Genomic DNA, 17,285 nt, shown 5'->3' on the forward strand with positions numbered 1-17,285 from the left:
GGGGCCGCACCATGATCCCCGGAGAGATCGTCCACGGGGACGGCCCGGTGCGCCTCAACGAAGGCCGCCCCGTCACCCGCCTCACCGTGCTCAACGCAGCCGACCGGCCCGTCCAGGTCGGCTCCCACTACCACTTCGCCGAGGCCAACCCCGGCCTCGACTTCGACCGGCGGGCCGCGCACGGCCGACGCCTGAACATCGCCGCCGGCACCGCCGTCCGCTTCGAGCCCGGCATCCCCGTCGCCGTGGAACTCGTACCGATCGGCGGACTGCGCACGGTGCCCGGACTCCGCGGCGAGACCGGAGGGCCGCTCGATGGCTGAACTCTCCCGCCAGGCCTACACCGACCTTTTCGGGCCGACCACCGGTGACCGGATCCGGCTCGCCGACACCGCCCTCTTCGTCGAGATCGAACGGGACCTCAGCGGCGGACCCGGCAACTCCGGCGACGAGGCCGTCTTCGGCGGCGGCAAGGTCATCCGCGAGTCCATGGGACAGGCCCGCACCACCCGCGCCGAGGGCGCCCCCGACACGGTGATCACCGGCGTGGTCGTCCTCGACCACTGGGGCGTGGTCAAGGCCGACATCGGCATCGCGGGCGGCCGGATCTGCGGCATCGGCAAGGCCGGCAACCCCGACACCATGGACGGGGTCGACCCCGCACTCGTCATCGGCCCTGAAACCGAGATCATCGCGGGCAACGGGAAGATCGTCACGGCCGGTGCCATCGACGCCCACGTCCACTTCATCTCCCCGACGGTGGTCGACGAGGCCCTCGCCTCCGGCATCACCACCCTCGTCGGCGGCGGCACCGGCCCCGCCGAGGGCTCCAAGGCCACCACCGTCACCCCCGGCCCCTGGCACCTGGCCCGGATGTTCGCCGCGCTGGAGGCCTACCCCGTCAACATCGGCCTGCTCGGCAAGGGCAACACCATGTCCCGCGAGGGCATGCTCTCCCAGCTGCGGGGCGGAGCACTCGGGTTCAAGATCCACGAGGACTGGGGCGCGACCCCCGCGGCCATCGACGCCTGTCTGAGCGTCGCCGACGAGACCGGCGCCCAGGTCGCCATCCACACCGACACCCTCAACGAGGCGGGCTTCGTCGCCGACACCCTGGCGGCCATCGCCGGGCGGACCATCCACTCGTACCACACCGAGGGCGCGGGCGGCGGCCACGCACCCGACATCATCACCGTGGTCTCCGAGCCCAACGTCCTGCCCAGCTCCACCAACCCCACCCGCCCGCACACCCTCAACACCGTCGAGGAACACCTCGACATGCTGATGGTCTGCCACCACCTCAACCCGGCCGTCCCCGAGGACCTGGCCTTCGCCGAGTCCCGGATCCGCCCCTCCACCATCGCCGCCGAGGACGTCCTGCACGACCTCGGGGCCATCTCCATCATCTCCTCCGACTCCCAGGCCATGGGCCGGGTCGGCGAGGTCGTGCTGCGCACCTGGCAGACCGCCCACGTGATGAAGCAGCGGCGCGGCTTCCTGCCCGGCGACGGTCCGGCCGACAACCACCGGGCCCGCCGCTACGTGGCCAAGTACACGATCAACCCCGCCGTGGCCCAGGGCCTCGCCAAGGAGATCGGCTCCGTCGAGGTGGGCAAGCTCGCCGACCTCGTGTTGTGGACCCCCGCCTTCTTCGGCGTCAAGCCCGAGCTCGTCGTCAAGGGCGGCCAGATCGCGTACGCGCAGATGGGCGACGCCAACGCCTCCATCCCCACCCCGCAGCCGGTCCTGCCCCGGCCCATGTACGGCGCCATCGGCCGCGCGCCCGCCCTCAACTCCTTCAACTTCACCTCACAGGCGGCCCTCGACGACGGCCTGCCCGAACGCCTCGGCCTGGGCAAGCGGTTCACCGCCATCGAGAACACCCGCAAGCTGGGCAAGTCCGACATGCGCAACAACGACGCCATGCCCAGGGTGGAGGTCGACCCCGACACCTTCACCGTCACCATCGACGGCGAGGCGGTGGAGCCGGCACCCGCGGCCGAACTCCCCATGGCGCAGAGATACTTCCTCTTCTGATGGGGCCCCACCGATGAGCCTCGCCGCGCTGCTCGTGCTCGCGGACGGCCGCTTCCCCGCCGGAGGGCACGCCCACTCCGGCGGGGCGGAGGCCGCCTGCAAGGCGGGCCGCATCCACGACGCCGCCACCCTGGAACGGTTCTGCCGCGGCCGGCTCCACACCGCCGGGCTGACCGCCGCCGGGCTCGCCGCGGCCGCCGCCCTCGGGCTCGACCCGGCCGCGCTCGACGCCGCCGCCGACGCCCGCACCCCCTCGCCCGCGCTGCGCGCCGCCGCGCGACGGCTCGGCCGGCAGCTGCTGCGGGCCGCCCGCGCCACCTGGCCCGCCACCGAACTGGACGCGCTGGCCGCCGCCTTCCCGCGCGGGGCGCACCAGCCCGTGGTGCTCGGCCTCGTCGCCCGCGCCGCCGGGCTCGGGGCGCCGGACGCCGCGCACGTGGCCGCGTACGAGAGCGTCAGCGGGCCGGCCACGGCGACGGTACGGCTGCTGGGCCTCGACCCCTTCGAGGCGAGCGCCGTCCTCGCCCGCCTCACCCCCGACCTGGACGCCGTCGCCGCCCGGGCGGCCGAGGCGGCCCTGCTCGCCCGCACCGAGGGGACGGAGGCCCTGCCCGCGGCCTCCTCGCCCCTGCTGGAGATCGCGGCGGAGGCACATGCCGACTGGGCGGTACGCCTCTTCGCCTCCTGACCGTCCCGACCGCCACCCCCAAGGAGACCTGCCGTGCACCTCGACCACGACGTGACCTACCCGCACCGCCACACCCACGCCGCCGCCCCGCTGCGCGCCGACGGAACCCGCCGCGCCCTGCGCGTGGGCCTCGGCGGACCCGTCGGCTCCGGCAAGACCGCCACCGTCGCCGCCCTCTGCCGGGCGCTGCGCGCCGAACTGTCCATGGCCGTCGTCACCAACGACATCTACACCCGCGAGGACGCCGAGTTCCTGCTCCGCGAGGCCGTCCTGCCCCCCGAGCGGATCAGCGCCGTGGAGACCGGGGCCTGCCCGCACACCGCCATCCGCGACGACATCTCCGCCAACCTGGAAGCCGTGGAGGAACTGGAGGAGGCCTTCCGGGACAGCGCCCCGCTCGACCTGATCCTCGTCGAGTCCGGCGGCGACAACCTGACCGCCACCTTCTCCCGGGGCCTGGTCGACGCCCAGATCTTCGTCATCGACGTGGCCGGCGGCGACGACATCCCCCGCAAGGGCGGCCCCGGCGTCACCACCGCCGACCTCCTCATCGTCAACAAGACCGACCTCGCCCCCCACGTCGGCTCCGACCTGGACCGCATGGCCCGCGACGCCGCCGAACAGCGCGGCGATCTGCCCGTCGCCTTCCAGTCCCTGCGCGGCACCGAGGGAGTCGCCCCGGTGGCCGCCTGGGTCCGCGAGCGGATCGCCGCCTGGGCCGTACGGTGACCCCCGCGCCCCCCGCGCCCCTGCACCCGGCCGCCCTGCGCGCCACCGCCCGCATCCGCGCCGCCGCCGACGGGCGCGGCGGCACCGCCCTGCCCCTGCTGGCCGGGGAGGGGCCGCTCGCCCTGCGCCGCACCCGGGGCGAGGGCGCCGAGGCGGGGGTGATGCTGGTCGGCGCGATGAGCGCCCCCCTCGGCGGCGACCACCTCACGGTCGAGGCCGAGGCGGGACCCGGTGCCCGCCTCGCCGTGCGCTCGGCGGCCGCCACCCTGGCGCTGCCCGGCCGGACCGGCGAGCCCGCGCGGTACGACGTACGGCTCACGGTGGCCGACGGGGCGGCGGTGCGCTGGCTGCCGGAGCCCCTCGTCTCCGTGCGCGGCAGCGACCTGCGCGCCGGCACCCGCGCCGAACTGGCCCCCACCGCCCGCCTCCTGCTGCGCGAGGAGCAGGTGCTGGGGCGCAGCGCGGAGGCCCCCGGTCTGCTGCGCAGCCGGCTCACGGTCACCCGGGACGGCCGGCCCCTGCTGGACCAGGAGCTGTCCTGCGGCCCCGGCGCGCCGGGCGGCTGGGACGGCCCGGCGGTCACGGCGGGCCACCGCGCCCTCGGCCAGCTCCTGGTGGTCGACCCGCGCTTCGAGCAGGACCCGCCCCGGGCCGCCGTACTGGGGGAGTTCGCGGCGGCCACCCCGCTGGCCGGCCCCGCCGTGCTCGTCACGGCGCTCGCCCCCGACGCGCTGCGGCTGCGCGAGCTGCTCGACGGGGCGCTGCACACGTACGGCTGGTGACGGGGGGACAGAAGCGGGGCAATGGGACACCGCTCAGCGGTACACCCGTTTCCGGTTATCGGGTTGGCAAAGAACTCGACCGCGCTCTGTTGCCGGGTACCGGTCAGACGAAAGGATCCCCCTGACCCAAACCCGCCGCTCCGGGCGGCACATGACCAGGGGGATCAACCACGTGATACGCAACGCGACGCTGGGGAGCGCCGCCACTCTCATCACCGGTGCGCTGGCCGCGGGCCTGCTGCTCGCGCCGTCGGCCTCGGCCGCTCCGGCCGGCCGGGACAACGGCGGTGCCGAGGCGATCGGCGTCCAGATCGCCGCCGCCCGCGCCGCCCGCGCCGGGATCGACTGGAAGGACTGTCCTGCCGACTGGGGCTTCGAGAAGCCGATCCAGTGCGGCTGGGTGAAGGTCCCGCTCGACTACACCAAGCCCTTCGGCAAGACCATCGAGCTCGCCGTCGACCGTGCCGTCAGCACGGGCACCAAGGAGGAGCGCCAGGGCGCCCTCGTCTACAACCCCGGCGGTCCCGGCGGTTCCGGCATGCGCTTCCCGCGCCGGGTCACCACCAAGAGCCCGCTGTGGGTCAACACCTCCAAGGCGTACGACTTCGTGGGCTTCGACCCCCGCGGCGTCGGCCACTCCGCGCCGATCTCCTGCATCGACCCGCAGGAGTTCGTGAAGGCCCCCAAGGCCGACCCGGTCCCCTCCAGCGAGGCCGACAAGCGCGCCCAGCGCAAGCTCGCCGCCGAGTACGCGGACGGCTGCAAGGAGCGCAGCGGCGAGATGCTGCCGCACATGACCACGCCGAACACCGCGCGCGACCTGGACGTCATCCGGGCCGCCCTCGGCGAGCAGAAGCTGAACTACCTCGGCGTCTCCTACGGCACCTACCTGGGCGGGGTCTACGCGACCCTCTTCCCGACCCACGTGCGCCGCATGATCGTCGACAGCGTGGTCAACCCGGCCACGGACAACATCTGGTACCAGGCCAACCTGGAGCAGGACGTCGCCTTCCAGATGCGCTGGAACGACTGGCAGGACTGGGTCGCCAAGAACGACGCGGTCTTCCACCTCGGCGACACCCGCGCCAAGGTCGAGGCGAAGTACCAGGAGCTCCGCGCCAAGGCCAAGGCCAACCCGCTCGGCGGGGTCGTCGGTCCGGCCGAGCTGATCGGCTTCTTCCAGGGCGCCCCGTACTACGACTCCTCGTGGGTCCCGGTCGCGCAGGCGTTCAGCGCCTGGGCCGCCGGTGACGAGAAGCCGCTGATCGAGGCCATCGCCCCGGACATGTCCGACACCAAGGGCAACGCCGCTTCGGAGAACAGCAACGCCGTCTACACCGCGGTGGAGTGCGCCGACGCCAAGTGGCCCACCAGCTGGGCCAAGTGGGACCGGGACAACACCGAGCTGCACAAGAAGTACCCGTTCCTGACCTGGTCGAACGCGTGGATGAACCTGCCCTGCGCGACCTGGAAGTCCAAGCAGAGCACCCCGATCGAGGTCGGCGCCAAGCGCGGCATCGCCCCGGTCCTGATCGTCCAGTCCGAGCGTGACGCGGCCACCCCGTACGCGGGCGCCGTCGAGCTGCACCGCCGCCTGGCGGGCTCGCGCCTGATCACCGAGCAGAACGCCGGCTCGCACGGCGTCACCAGCCTGGTGAACCCCTGCATCAACACCCGCGTGGACGCCTACCTGCTCACCGGCAAGGTCGACGCCCAGGACGTCAAGTGCGGCCCGCACGCCACCCCGGTGCCGCCGGCCCCGGCCGCGGCGAAGTCCCTCGCGGAGGCCCCGGCCGCCGCGCTGCCGCAGAACGAGGAGCTCCCGGCCGTCGTCCGCTAGGACCCGGCGGGCAGGACCCGGCAGCACCCGGTAGTACCCGCTCCGCAGAGCGGGAGAAGGCTCAGCGCGAAGAGCGCCGGGCCTTCTTCCGCTTCTCCTCCTCCTCGGCCTTCACCTCGGCCGCGTACCGGTCCACGTACTCCTGGCCGGACAGCCCGAGGATCGCGTACATGATCTCGTCCGTCACCGCGCGCAGCACGGCCCGCTCGCCCTCCATGCCCGCGTACCGGGAGAACTCCAGCGGCGCCCCGAAGCGGATCGTGACCCGCCGGATCTTCGGGAGCTTCTGGCCGGGCGGCTGGATCTCGAAGGTGCCGAGCATCGCGCAGGGCACCACCGGAACCCCCGCGCCCAGCGCCATCGCCGCCACCCCGACCTTGCCCTTGTAGAGCCGGCCGTCGTGGGAGCGGGTGCCCTCGGGGTAGATCCCGAGCAGCTCGCCCTCGGCCAGCACGCCGAGCCCCTCGCGCAGCGCCGCCTGCCCGGCGTCCTTCCCGGAGCGGTCCACGGGGATCTGCCCGGCGCTGCGGAAGAAGGCGGCGGTCAGCCGCCCCTTGAGGCCCGGTCCGGTGAAGTACTCGGCCTTGGCCAGGAAGGTGATCCGGCGGGTGAGGATCGCGGGCATCAGGAAGTGGTCCGAGAAGGACAGGTGGTTCCCCGCGACGATCGCGGCGCCCTCCGGGGGGATGTTCTCCAGCCCCTCGATCCGCGGCCGGAACAGCAGCCGCAGCAGCGGACCGAGCAGTACGTGCTTGAGCAAGTGGTAGAACACCAGGCCGCTCCCGTCGATGCCCCTATGTCACGGTCATCCTACGGACAGTCAACGCGGGGGCGGGAGGGTCAGGCGCTGCGCGACGCGGCCAGCCCCATCGTCAGCAGGCCCAGCACCACCCAGCCGAACCACAGCCAGCCGTTGCTGCCGAGCGCCACCGAGTACGTGGAGACGGCCACCAGAGCGGCGAAGGTCGTGACGGCCATCGCCTTAACGGATCCGGTCATGCCCCATGGTGGCGCCTGATCCGGGTTCCGCGCTACTGGCCGCGCTGCTGGAGGGACGCGAGATACGCGTTGTAGGCGGCCAGCTCCTTGTCGCCGTCCCGGTCTGCGGCCCGGTCCGAGCGCTTCGCGATCCGCTGCTCCGAGTGGTACCACTGGTAGATCAGCGCGATCAGCACCAGGACCGAGGGGATCTCGCTGAAGGCCCAGGCGATGCCGCCGCCCCACTGCTGGTCGAGCAGGGGGTCGATGTCCAGGGAGGCCGGGGGGTTCGCGTACGTCTTGATCATCGGCTCGCTCGCCATCATCAGGGCGATGCCGAAGAAGGCGTGGAAGGGCATGCCGGCGAAGAGCTCCAGCATGCGCATCACGTAGCCGGGGCGGTGCGGGCCCGGGTCCACGCCCATGATCGGCCAGAAGAAGATCAGGCCGACGGCGAGGAAGTGGACCATCATGCCGATGTGGCCGGCCCTGCTCCCCATCAGGAAGTCGAAGAGCGGGGTGAAGTACAGCGCGTAGAGGCTCGCGATGAACATCGGGATGGTGAAGGCCGGGTGCGTGACGATCCGCATGTACCGGCTGTGCAGCAGCATCAGGAGCAGCTCGCGCAGCCCCTTGCTGCCGCGCGGCGCCGGCGGCAGCGCCCGCAGGGCCAGCGTCACGGGGGCACCGAGGAGCAGCAGGATCGGGGTGACCATGCTGATCACCATGTGCTGGACCATGTGCACGCTGAACATGACCATGCCGTAGTCGTTCAGCTTGGTGCACATCACCAGCATCACCGTGAGCACACCGGTGACGAAGGCGATGGTCCGGCCCACCGGCCAGGAGTCCCCCCGTCCGCGCAGCCGCCACACGCCCCACCCGTAGAGGGCGAGTCCGAGCAGCGAGCCGAACAGGAAGAAGGCGTCGAAGGAGAACTCCAGCCCGCGCCCGAGAGTGAACGGCGGCAGGTCCATGTTCATGTCCATGCCGTGCCCGCTGTGATCCATGCCTTCACTCCCTTGACTGTGGCGCCCCACCACAGTAGTGCCGCCCCCGGACGCGATCGCGTCCGGGGGCGGTCTCAGAAGGGGGGAAACATCACAGAACGTTCTGCGCCTCGTCGTAGCGGTCCGCCGGGACCGTCTTGAGGGTGGACGTCGCCTCGGCGAGGGGGACCATCACGATGTCCGTACCGCGCAGGGCCGTCAGCATCCCGAACTCGCCCCGGTGCGCCGCCTCCACCGCGTGCCAGCCGAAGCGGGTGGCCAGCACCCGGTCGTACGCGGTGGGCGTGCCGCCGCGCTGGACGTGGCCCAGGATGACCGGACGGGCCTCCTTGCCCAGGCGGCGCTCCAGCTCCACGGCCAGGATGTTGCCGATGCCCGCGAAGCGCTCGTGGCCGTACTGGTCCTTGCCGCCCGCCTGGTACTCCATCGTGCCCGGGAGCGGCTTGGCGCCCTCGGCGACCACGACGATCGCGAACCGCTTGCCCGCCGAGAAGCGCTCGCCGACGATCGCCGTCAGCTCCTCGATGTCGAAGGGGCGCTCCGGGACGACGATGGCGTGCGCGCCGGCCGCCATGCCCGAGTGCAGGGCGATCCAGCCGGTGTGGCGGCCCATGACCTCCACGACCATCACGCGCTGGTGCGACTCGGCGGTGGTCTTCAGCCGGTCCAGCGCCTCCGTGGCCACCCCGACGGCGGTGTCGAAGCCGAAGGTGACGTCGGTGGAGGCGATGTCGTTGTCGATGGTCTTCGGCACGCCGACGATCGGCAGGCCGCCCTGGGCGAGCAGGTTGGCCGCCTTCAGGGTGCCCTCGCCGCCGATCGGGATGATGGCGTCCAGACCGAGGTCCGCGACGTGCCCGCGGGCCCGCTCGACGCCGTCGCGCAGGTGCGCGGGCTGGACCCGGGAGGAGCCGAGGATGGTGCCGCCGCGGGCCAGGATGCCGGCCACGGAGTCCAGGTCGAGCTTGCGGTAGTCGCACTCCAGCAGGCCGCGCCAGCCGTCGTGGAAGCCGATGACCTCGTCGCCGTGGTCGACGACGGCGCGGTGCACGACGGAGCGGATGACGGCGTTGAGGCCGGGGCAGTCGCCGCCGGAAGTGAGCACACCAATGCGCATGGCAGGAGGAACCTTTGCAACGTGGGCCGACGACCGGACCACGTCGTCCGGTTGGAACTACCCGTCACCCTACAAGCGGTTTCCCACTGGACTGAACCATCCTCCACAGGATGGTCGGAACAAACAGAAGATCGTACGAACGCACACCGGCCCGGACCCCGAGGGGTCCGGGCCGGTGGCCGTGCGGGAAGGGCGGCGGTGCGCCCTACGCGGACTGCGTGGCCGCCGCCATGCGCTCCGCGCGCAGGGCGTCGTACCAGCGGTCGTCTATGGCCGGCAGCGCGTTCACGTCGAGGGCCAGCTTCAGCAGGTGGTCCGCGATGAGCGGGTTGCGGGCCATCACGGGGCCGTGCATGTACGTGCCGAAGACGGTGTCGCTGTACGCGCCCTCGGTGCCGTCGCCGGTGCCGTTGCCGCGGCCCATCGTCACCCGGGCGAACGGCCGCGCCGACGGGCCCAGGTGCGTGACGCCCTGGTGGTTCTCGAAGCCCGTCAGCTGGGGCAGGCCCAGGCGCGGGTCGATGTCCGCGATGACGTCACCGACGCACCGCTCGCCCTCGCCGCGCACGGTCACCACGTCCAGCAGGCCCAGGCCCGGCTGGCGCTCGCCCATGTCGTTGACGAACTCGTTGCCGAGGATCTGGTACCCGGCGCAGACGGAGAAGACGATCGCCCCGTTCGAGACGGCGCGCTCCAGGCCGCCGTCGCGCACCAGCCGCTCGGCGGCCAGCCGCTGCGGCCGGTCCTCGCCGCCGCCGATCAGGTAGATGTCGCCGGAGGTCGGGATGGGCTGGTCGCTGCGCACGTCCACGCGCTGCACGTCCAGGCCGCGCTGGCGCGCCCGGCGCTCCACCACCAGGCAGTTGCCCTGGTCTCCGTACGTGCTGAGCAGGTCGGGGTAGACCCACACCAGACGCAGGCTGTTGTCGCTCATGCTCTTGTCCTTCGAAGGTCTGGGTACTAGTTGCCGACGCGGCGGCGCACGTCCTGGAAGGCCGTGTAGTTGGCGATGAGCTCGATCTGCCCGGGCGGCGCCAGCTGGACGGCCTCGTCGAGGGTCTCGCAGACGCGGAAGTCCAGGCCCGCGACCTCCAGGCGGACCGCGAGGTCGAGCTTGCGGTCGCCGATCACGAAGATCGGGTGCCCGGCGAGGCGCGGGTAGTCCACGTCCCACAGCCACGAGGTGTCGGTGCCGTCGGCACCGCGGGCGTTGACCGCGAGGACCACCGGCGCCGGCGGTCCGTCGATCAGCGAAAACGTTTCGAGCCAGCCCGCCGGGTTCTTCGCGAGCAGCAGCCGCAGCTCGCGGTTCATGAAGCTGACCACGTCGTAGCGGCCGGCGACGGCCTGGACCTGGTACATGCGCTCCAGCGCGACCTGCGGCGGCACGCCGAACACGGCGGCCACGGCGGCCGAGGTGGCGGCGTTGGCCTTGTTCGCGCGGCCGGGCAGCTGGAGGTGGATCGGCCAGGCGCTGCCGTGCGGGTCGAGCACGTGGTCGCCGGAGAGCACCCAGCTCGGGGCCGGGCGGCGGAAGCCGCACTCGCCGCAGAACCAGTCGTCGCCCGGGCGCTGCATGACGCCACCGCAGGAGGGGCACGACCAGGCGTCGTCCTTCCACTCCTGGCCGGCCGCGACCCAGACCACGTTCTGCGACGAGGAAGCCGACCACACGATCAGCGGGTCGTCGCAGTTCGCGACGATGACCGCCTTGGAACCCTGGAGCCCCTCGCGCCACTTCTCGGCGAGCATGCGGGTCTCCGCCGCGCGGTCCAGCTGGTCGCGGGAGAGGTTCAGCAGGGCGATCACCTTGGGGGTGACGTCCCGGGCCACCCCGGCCAGGTACTTCTCGTCCACCTCGATGACGCCGTACTTGGCGTCCGATCCGCCGGCCAGGGCCGAGGTGATGCCGGCCGGCATGTTCGCGCCCAGCGCGTTGGACACGACCGGACCGCTGGCCCGCAGGGCCTCCGCGATCAGGCGGGTCGTCGTGGTCTTGCCGTTCGTCGCGGAGACGAGGACGACATCGAGATGCTGCGCCAGCGCGCCGAGAAGATCGGGGTCCAGCCTGAGTGCGACCTTGCCTCCGATCACCGATCCGCTTCCGCGTCCCGCGGCCCGCGACACCGCCGCCGCGGCCTTGCCCGCCGTCACGGCCAGCTTGGCCCGCGGCGAAAGCGGCTCCGTGTTGCCTGCCATCGTCCCTTGTCCTCCTAGCGTCGGTCGCCCCAGCCTATCCAGTACCGGCCGCGGCCTTGACCGCGGCGCCCCAGGTCGCCGCGGATCTACTCATATATTCGCCCGTCGTACCCTTACCGCCATGCGACAGCGTCCCCTCCCCGGTACCACCGGTTCCGTACGCCCGATGACCCTGCTGGGCGAACCGGTGCTGCACACCCCCTGCGCCGAGGTCACCGACTTCGGCCCCGAACTCGACCGGCTCATCGAGGACATGTTCGCCACGATGTACGCCGCCCAGGGCGTCGGGCTGGCCGCGAACCAGATCGGGACCGGGCTGCGGGTCTTCGTCTACGACTGCCCCGACGACGAGGACGTCCGCCATGTGGGACACGTCGTCAATCCCCGCCTGGCCGAGGCGGACGGGGACGAGTTCACCGGCCCCGAGGGCTGTCTGTCGCTGCCCGGCCTGGAGGCGGGCACGGCCCGCTTCGACCGCGCGGTCGTCGAGGGGGTCACCTCCGGCGGGGAGCCGGTGCGGATCGAGGGCACCGGGTTCTTCGCCCGGTGCCTCCAGCACGAGTGCGACCACCTCGACGGCACGGTCTACGCGGACCGGGTGACCGGCCTGCGCGCCCGCCGGCTGCGCCGGGCCATCGCCAAGGCCCCGTGGGGCGGGACCCGGGCCTGAGCCGGGGCGCCGGTCAGAAGCCGGGGCCGTCCTCGCGGTTGCCGGCGGTGGCCAGGCGGCCCCAGAGCAGGTCGGTGAGGCCCGTCACCAGCGCCTCCCGCCCGCAGGGGCGCTCGCCGAGCCACCAGTCGCCGGCCGCGTGCATCATGCCGACGATGCCGTGGCCCCAGATCCGGGCGAGCTGCTCGCCGCCGGGGCCGAGGTCGACCCGTTCCCCGACCACCTCCGCCAGCTCCTCGCCGAGGCGGCGCAGCAGCGGGGCGGAGTGCAGGCCCACGTCGAAGCCGCGCTCGCTGCTCTGCGAGTCCTCGGCGGGGTGCATCAGGAACCGGTAGACCTGCGGGCGGGCCTCGATGGCGGCGAGGTAGGTGTCCAGGGTGGACTCCACCCGCTTGCGGCGTTCGGCCGGGGCGTCGAGCGCGGCCCGCAGGGAGTCGAGCAGGGCGTCGGTGTGGCGCACGGCGAGGGCCTGGTAGAGGCCCGCCTTGTCGCCGAAGTGCCGGTAGAGGATCGGCTTGGTGATGCCGGCCTCGGCCGCGATGGCGTTCATGGAGGCCTTGGGGCCGTCCCTGAGTACGACGCGGTCCGCCGCTTCGAGCAGCTCGCGCCGGCGGCGTTCTCCCGCTCCCGGCTCGCCCGGCTGCTGACTGGTCTCCATGACGTGTTTCTCTCCCCGCCCTTGCGATGTGCGTGACGCCCACGCAACGTAACACCCCGCGTACCCCCGTCACCGAATCGGCGGCGCTTGACAGTGCTTACCCGCCGGTAACAGACTGTGGCCACGGTGAGGGTTACCGGCAGTAACGGTAACCGTGTGAGACAGCTGGAGGGGACATGGCGGAGTTCACCATGGAGCTCAACGACGACCAGAAGCAGGTCCGGGACTGGATCCACGGCTTCGCCGCCGACGTGATCAGGCCCGCCGCCGCCGAATGGGACGAGCGCGAAGAGACTCCGTGGCCCGTCATCCAGGAGGCGGCCAAGGTCGGCATCTACTCGCTGGACTTCTACGCCCAGCAGTTCTTCGACCCGACCGGCCTCGGCATCCCCATGGCCATGGAGGAGCTCTTCTGGGGCGACGCCGGCATCGCCCTCTCCATCGTCGGCACCGGCCTCGCGGCCATCGGGGTCGTCGCCAACGGCACCGAGGAGCAGATCGGCACCTGGATCCCGCAGATGTACGGGACCCCGGACGACGTCAAGGTCGCCGCCTTCTGCTCCTCCGAGCCGGATGCCGGCTCCGACGTCGGCGCGATGCGCACCCGGGCCGTCTACGACCAGGCCAAGGACGAGTGGGTGCTGAACGGCACCAAGACCTGGGCCACCAACGGCGGCATCGCCAACGTGCACATCGTCGTCGCCGTCGTCGACCCGGAGCTCGGCACCAAGGGCCACGCCTCCTTCATCGTGCCGCCGAACACCCCCGGGCTGTCCCAGGGCCAGAAGTTCAAGAAGCACGGCATCCGCGCCTCGCACACCGCCGAGGTGGTCCTGGAGGACGTACGGATCCCCGGCTCCTGCCTGCTCGGCGGCAAGGAGAAGCTCGACGAGCGGCTCGCGCGGGCCCGCGAGCGGGCGGCGGCGGGCGGCGGGGAGCGGGTGAAGAACGCCGCGATGGCCACCTTCGAGGCCTCCCGTCCCGCGGTGGGCGCCATGGCCGTCGGCACGGCACGCGCGGCGTACGAGGTCGCCCTCGACTACGCGAAGACCCGCACCCAGTTCGGCCGCCCGATCATCGACAACCAGGGGGTGGCCTTCCAGCTCGCGGACATGCGCACGCAGATCGACGCGGCCCGGCTGCTGGTGTGGCGGGCGTCCTGGATGGCGGTCGCGGGCAAGCCGTTCACCTCGGCGGAGGGCTCGATGTCGAAGCTCTACGCGAGCGAGGTGGCCAAGAAGGTCACCGCCCAGGCGGTCCAGATCCTGGGAGGGAACGGCTTCACCCGGGAGTACCCGGTCGAGCGGATGCACCGCGACGCCGCCATCTACACGATCTTCGAGGGGACCAGCGAGATCCAGCGCCTGGTCATCGCCCGCACCCTGTCGGGCATGCCGATCCGCTAGCCGCGGCCTCCCCGGCCCCTGACCCGCCGGACACCCCCTAGGGGCGCAGGAGGCGGACCAGGGCCCGGGTGAAGAGGTGGTGGCCCGCGCGGGCCACGAGGGGGTCCAGGGCGCGGGGGAGGGGGCGCAGGCGCAGGTCCTCGCGCCAGTGGACCTCCGTGCCCCCGGCGGGGGCCGGGCGGAGCTCGATCTCCGCCCACCCCGTCACCGTCCTTCCGCGCTTCTCCAGGCGGACCAGGTGCGGGGGCTCCCAGACGACGACCTCCATGGGGTCGTCGAACGTGATGCTTCCCACTCCGGTGCGCGCGGTGAAGCGCGTTCCGGCACGCGTCGGAGGCTCCGTCTCGATGATCGTCCGGGTCAGCGGCACCTGCGCGCCGTGGCGTTCCCAGTCCGTCAGCCGCTTCCACACCTCGGCCGGCGGGAGGGACGTGCTGTGAATGATCCGGATAACGGGCATGAGCGCATGGTAAGCGGGCATACACACCCTGAACTGGACGTCGAATACGGCTTCCGTCGGAGGGTGGCGATCAGTAATACTCACCGCCACCGTGGATCGTGGGTTCGACCGGGTGACCACCGGCCCTCCCGCCCCACACTGCGAGGAGGTGCGCCATGTGCTCCCACCAGCCCCCCTGCCCGCCCGCCGACAGCGCCGACCACGAGGCCGCGCGCGTCGTGGCCTCCCATCCCGAACAGGGCTGGAGCCTGCTCTGCAACGGGGTGGTCATCTTCGACGACACCGGTGAACTGCTCCCCGAAGGCCGGACGGTGGAACCCCGTCGCCCGGCGCTGGTCTGAGCGAGGAGGCAGCATGCGCCAGCAGCTGATCCGCAAGCCCGTCCCCAAGCCCGCCCCCCGAGACCTGGACCTGCGCACACCGTCGGGCAGACCCCTCCCGTACTGACGGGAGCCCAGGGATTAAGCGGCCCACCGGCTGCGACTCAGCCGGTGGGTGCCGCTGCGCCACCGCGGAACGCGGTCTCGTACGCCGCGTCGCCGATCGCCGCCCTGGCCTGCCGTTCGCCCTGGTCCCGCAGGGCCGTCAGCGAGGGCGAGCCCATCTGGGGCCGGCCCACCGTGCGCCACCAGGCGTGCCCGGTGCCGAGCAGCCGCGCCGCCAGCTCCCCGTCGCCGAGGGCCGCGACCGCGGCCGCGAGCAGGTCCAGGCCCAGCGCGATGCCGAACCGGTCGCCCAGCAGCCGCTTCCCGGACAGCATGGCCCGTACGTGCCGTGAGGCTTCGCCGTACTGGCCGAGCCCCAGTGCCGCGACGGCCAGCACGTAGTCCGCGTACGCCCGCAGCCAGCGCTCGCCCAGCTCCGCACACGCCTCGCGCAGCCCCTGCGCCTCCTCGGCGGCGTCCTCGAAGCGCCCGAGGTCGCACAGGGCGTACGCCGTGGCCAGCCGGCACAGCAGCCAGCCCGGCCCCTCCGGCCGCCCCTCGTGGGCCGCCCGCGCCCGGGGCCCCGCCAGCGCGAGCGCCTGCACCGGGTCGCCCGGCATCAGGACCGACACCCCCCGCAGGTAGGCGGCGCGCAGCCGCCGCTCCGGGTCGGCGAGCAGCGACGCACCCAGGACGCACTCGGCGCCCGTCACCTGGGCGGCGTCCATGTCCCCCTGGAGCAGCATGGTCAGCCCGAGCGCCCACTGCGCCTGGACCCGGGCGGCCCCCGGCTCCGGGGCCCCGCGCAGGGCCCGCTCCAGGAAGCCCCGGCCCTCGTGGACGTGCCCGCACGAGAACCAGAAGAACCACAGGGCCCCGGCCATCTCCAGGGCCGCCGAGGGGTCCGTGCCGAGCAGGTGCTCCAGGGCGGTGCGCAGCTGCGCGTGCTCGGCGCTCATCCTGCGGTACCAGTCCAGCTGGCCGGGCCCCAGCCAGCCCCGGTCGGCGGCCCCGCAGAGCGCGGCGTACCAGTGGGCGTGCCGGTCGGCGACGGTCCGCACCTCGCCCAGTTCCGCGAGCCAGTCGTGGCCGAACTCCCGGATGGTGTCGAGCATCCGGTAGCGGGACCCGGCCCCGCGCTCCCGGGAGCGCCGGACGACGGACTTCGCGACCAGCCCCTCCAGCACCCGCTCCACCCGCGCGGCCGGCAACGGCCCGCCGGCGCACACGGCGCGGGCGGCGGCGACGTCGAAGTCCCCGCTGAACACCGAGAGCCGGGCCCACAGCAGCCGCTCCACCGGCTCGCACAGCTCGTGGCTCCAGCCGATCGCGGTCCGCATGGTCTGGTGCCGGGGCGGGAGCACGGCGCGGGGGCCGGAGAGCACCTCGAAGCGCGCCCCGAGGCGCTGGGCCATCTGCTCCAGGCTCCACAGCCGCAGCCGGGCGCCGGCCAGCTCCAGGGCGAGCGGGATGCCGTCCAGCCGGCGGCACACCTCGGCGGCGGTCCGGGACCGTGCGGGGTCGGCGAAGACGGCCGAGGCGCCCGGGCTCGCGGCGAGGGCGCTGGCGCGGAAGAGGGCCAGCGCCTCGCTGTCGGGACCCTCGCAGGGGAGCGGGCGGACTTCGACCACGGTCTCGCCGGGCGAGTCGAGCCGCTCCCGGGAGGTGGTCAGCACGGTCAGGCCGGGTGCGGACTGGAGCAGTTCGCCCGCCAGGTGGCGGACTTCGGAGACCATGTGCTCGCAGGTGTCGAGGACGAGCAGCAGGGCCTTGTCGGCCATCCACGCGCACAGTTCCTCGTCGAGGCGGTGCACGGAGTGGTCGGCCAGGCCGATGGCGTGCGCGACGGTGGTCGTGAGCAGTGCGGGGTCGCGCAGCGGGGAGAGCTCCACCCACCAGACCCCGTCGGGCCAGGCGCGGCCGGGGCGGGGGCCGCCCGGCCGCGGGGCCCGGCTGTGGCGGGTGGCGGCGCGCAGGGCGAGCCGGGTCTTGCCGACGCCGCCCACCCCGGTCAGGGTGACCAGTCTTCGCCGGCCCAGCAGGCCGTCGAGGGTGTCCAGTTCGTCGTCGCGGCCGATGAAGCCGACTGCTTCCGGAGGCAGGTTGCCCGGCAGGTGCGCCGGGGTGGCGCGCGGGTCCGGCGCGGGGTCCCCGCACGCGGAGTCTGTCTGATTGTGGTTGACCGAGTACTCACCGAACACGGATGTATTGTGCGCGATCTTCTTTCACGGGGCCTGCCGTTCGGGCCTGTTCGGGCCGGGCCGGCCCCGGCCGGGCCGGGCGGGG

The 17,285-nt window shown here is 72.9% G+C and carries 18 protein-coding genes; 9 read left to right on the forward strand and 9 right to left on the reverse strand.

The genetic code is table 11. From position 1 onward, the window contains the following. Nucleotides 1–11 precede the first annotated feature (11 nt). From ACIPW5_RS27090 to ACIPW5_RS27115, 6 genes are all read left to right on the forward strand, one after another. Complete coding sequence (locus tag ACIPW5_RS27090; protein WP_401249957.1) at nt 12–323, forward strand: urease subunit beta; 312 nt, start codon at nt 12–14, stop codon at nt 321–323. Continuing rightward, the gene (locus tag ACIPW5_RS27095; RefSeq protein WP_401249960.1) at nt 316–2,037 is read left to right on the forward strand and encodes an urease subunit alpha; all 1,722 of its coding nucleotides are present in this window, start codon (nt 316–318) and stop codon (nt 2,035–2,037) included. The genes ACIPW5_RS27090 and ACIPW5_RS27095 overlap by 8 nt, the downstream gene beginning before the upstream one ends. Before the next feature lie 13 nt (nt 2,038–2,050). Further along, complete coding sequence (locus ACIPW5_RS27100) at nt 2,051–2,725, forward strand: urease accessory protein UreF (protein WP_401249963.1); 675 nt, start codon at nt 2,051–2,053, stop codon at nt 2,723–2,725. A gap of 33 nt (nt 2,726–2,758) precedes the next feature. Continuing rightward, nucleotides 2,759–3,454 carry an urease accessory protein UreG gene (ureG, locus tag ACIPW5_RS27105; RefSeq protein ID WP_401249965.1) on the forward strand — a complete coding sequence of 232 codons (696 nt, stop codon included), beginning with the start codon at nt 2,759–2,761 and terminating at the stop codon, nt 3,452–3,454. Beyond that, nucleotides 3,451–4,236: an urease accessory protein UreD gene (locus ACIPW5_RS27110; protein ID WP_401249967.1), complete on the forward strand. Its 786-nt coding sequence runs from the start codon at nt 3,451–3,453 to the stop codon at nt 4,234–4,236. Before ureG ends, ACIPW5_RS27110 begins: the two co-directional genes overlap by 4 nt. 172 nt (nt 4,237–4,408) lie before the next feature. Then, nucleotides 4,409–6,076, forward strand: a complete 1,668-nt coding sequence (locus ACIPW5_RS27115) for an alpha/beta hydrolase (RefSeq protein ID WP_401249970.1) — start codon at nt 4,409–4,411, stop codon at nt 6,074–6,076. Between the two features lie 61 nt (nt 6,077–6,137). On the opposite strand, the gene ACIPW5_RS27120 is transcribed toward ACIPW5_RS27115, so the two are convergent. The 6 genes from ACIPW5_RS27120 to ACIPW5_RS27145 form a co-directional block, all read right to left on the reverse strand. After that, nucleotides 6,138–6,848, reverse strand: coding sequence for a lysophospholipid acyltransferase family protein (locus tag ACIPW5_RS27120; protein ID WP_401249973.1), 711 nt, complete (start codon nt 6,846–6,848; stop codon nt 6,138–6,140). A 68-nt stretch (nt 6,849–6,916) separates the two neighbouring features. Continuing rightward, the gene (locus ACIPW5_RS27125) at nt 6,917–7,075 is read right to left on the reverse strand and encodes a hypothetical protein (RefSeq protein WP_185911042.1); all 159 of its coding nucleotides are present in this window, start codon (nt 7,073–7,075) and stop codon (nt 6,917–6,919) included. Between the two features lie 32 nt (nt 7,076–7,107). Continuing rightward, the gene (locus tag ACIPW5_RS27130; RefSeq protein WP_401249976.1) at nt 7,108–8,064 is read right to left on the reverse strand and encodes a cytochrome c oxidase assembly protein; all 957 of its coding nucleotides are present in this window, start codon (nt 8,062–8,064) and stop codon (nt 7,108–7,110) included. A 91-nt stretch (nt 8,065–8,155) separates the two neighbouring features. After that, nucleotides 8,156–9,181 carry a 6-phosphofructokinase gene (locus tag ACIPW5_RS27135; RefSeq protein WP_401249979.1) on the reverse strand — a complete coding sequence of 342 codons (1,026 nt, stop codon included), beginning with the start codon at nt 9,179–9,181 and terminating at the stop codon, nt 8,156–8,158. A gap of 205 nt (nt 9,182–9,386) precedes the next feature. Then, complete coding sequence (locus ACIPW5_RS27140; RefSeq protein WP_401249982.1) at nt 9,387–10,115, reverse strand: type 1 glutamine amidotransferase; 729 nt, start codon at nt 10,113–10,115, stop codon at nt 9,387–9,389. A 26-nt stretch (nt 10,116–10,141) separates the two neighbouring features. Next, nucleotides 10,142–11,380, reverse strand: coding sequence for a MurT ligase domain-containing protein (locus tag ACIPW5_RS27145; protein WP_401249985.1), 1,239 nt, complete (start codon nt 11,378–11,380; stop codon nt 10,142–10,144). Nucleotides 11,381–11,501: 121 nt separating this feature from the next. On the opposite strand from ACIPW5_RS27145, the gene def reads away from it, so the two are divergent. Continuing rightward, nucleotides 11,502–12,050 carry a peptide deformylase gene (gene def, locus ACIPW5_RS27150; protein WP_401249988.1) on the forward strand — a complete coding sequence of 183 codons (549 nt, stop codon included), beginning with the start codon at nt 11,502–11,504 and terminating at the stop codon, nt 12,048–12,050. A 13-nt stretch (nt 12,051–12,063) separates the two neighbouring features. Here the strand turns inward: def and ACIPW5_RS27155 are convergent, their stop codons facing one another. Continuing rightward, nucleotides 12,064–12,708, reverse strand: a complete 645-nt coding sequence (locus ACIPW5_RS27155; RefSeq protein ID WP_401249991.1) for a TetR family transcriptional regulator — start codon at nt 12,706–12,708, stop codon at nt 12,064–12,066. Between the two features lie 176 nt (nt 12,709–12,884). Between ACIPW5_RS27155 and ACIPW5_RS27160 the strand changes: the two genes are divergently transcribed. Continuing rightward, nucleotides 12,885–14,114: an acyl-CoA dehydrogenase family protein gene (locus ACIPW5_RS27160; protein ID WP_401249994.1), complete on the forward strand. Its 1,230-nt coding sequence runs from the start codon at nt 12,885–12,887 to the stop codon at nt 14,112–14,114. Between the two features lie 37 nt (nt 14,115–14,151). Here the strand turns inward: ACIPW5_RS27160 and ACIPW5_RS27165 are convergent, their stop codons facing one another. Then, complete coding sequence (locus ACIPW5_RS27165; RefSeq protein ID WP_401249996.1) at nt 14,152–14,574, reverse strand: SRPBCC family protein; 423 nt, start codon at nt 14,572–14,574, stop codon at nt 14,152–14,154. Nucleotides 14,575–14,729: 155 nt separating this feature from the next. On the opposite strand from ACIPW5_RS27165, the gene ACIPW5_RS27170 reads away from it, so the two are divergent. Continuing rightward, nucleotides 14,730–14,915, forward strand: coding sequence for a DUF5999 family protein (locus ACIPW5_RS27170; RefSeq protein ID WP_125815414.1), 186 nt, complete (start codon nt 14,730–14,732; stop codon nt 14,913–14,915). 143 nt (nt 14,916–15,058) lie between these two features. Here ACIPW5_RS27170 and ACIPW5_RS27175 read toward each other — a convergent pair whose 3' ends face one another. Further along, on the reverse strand, nt 15,059–17,200 hold the full coding sequence (locus tag ACIPW5_RS27175) for an ATP-binding protein (RefSeq protein ID WP_401249999.1): 2,142 nt from the start codon (nt 17,198–17,200) through the stop codon (nt 15,059–15,061). Between the last annotated feature and the right edge of the window lie 85 nt (nt 17,201–17,285).

Source organism: Streptomyces sp. NPDC090077, from assembly GCF_044747545.1.
Classification (GTDB): Bacteria; Actinomycetota; Actinomycetes; order Streptomycetales; family Streptomycetaceae; genus Streptomyces.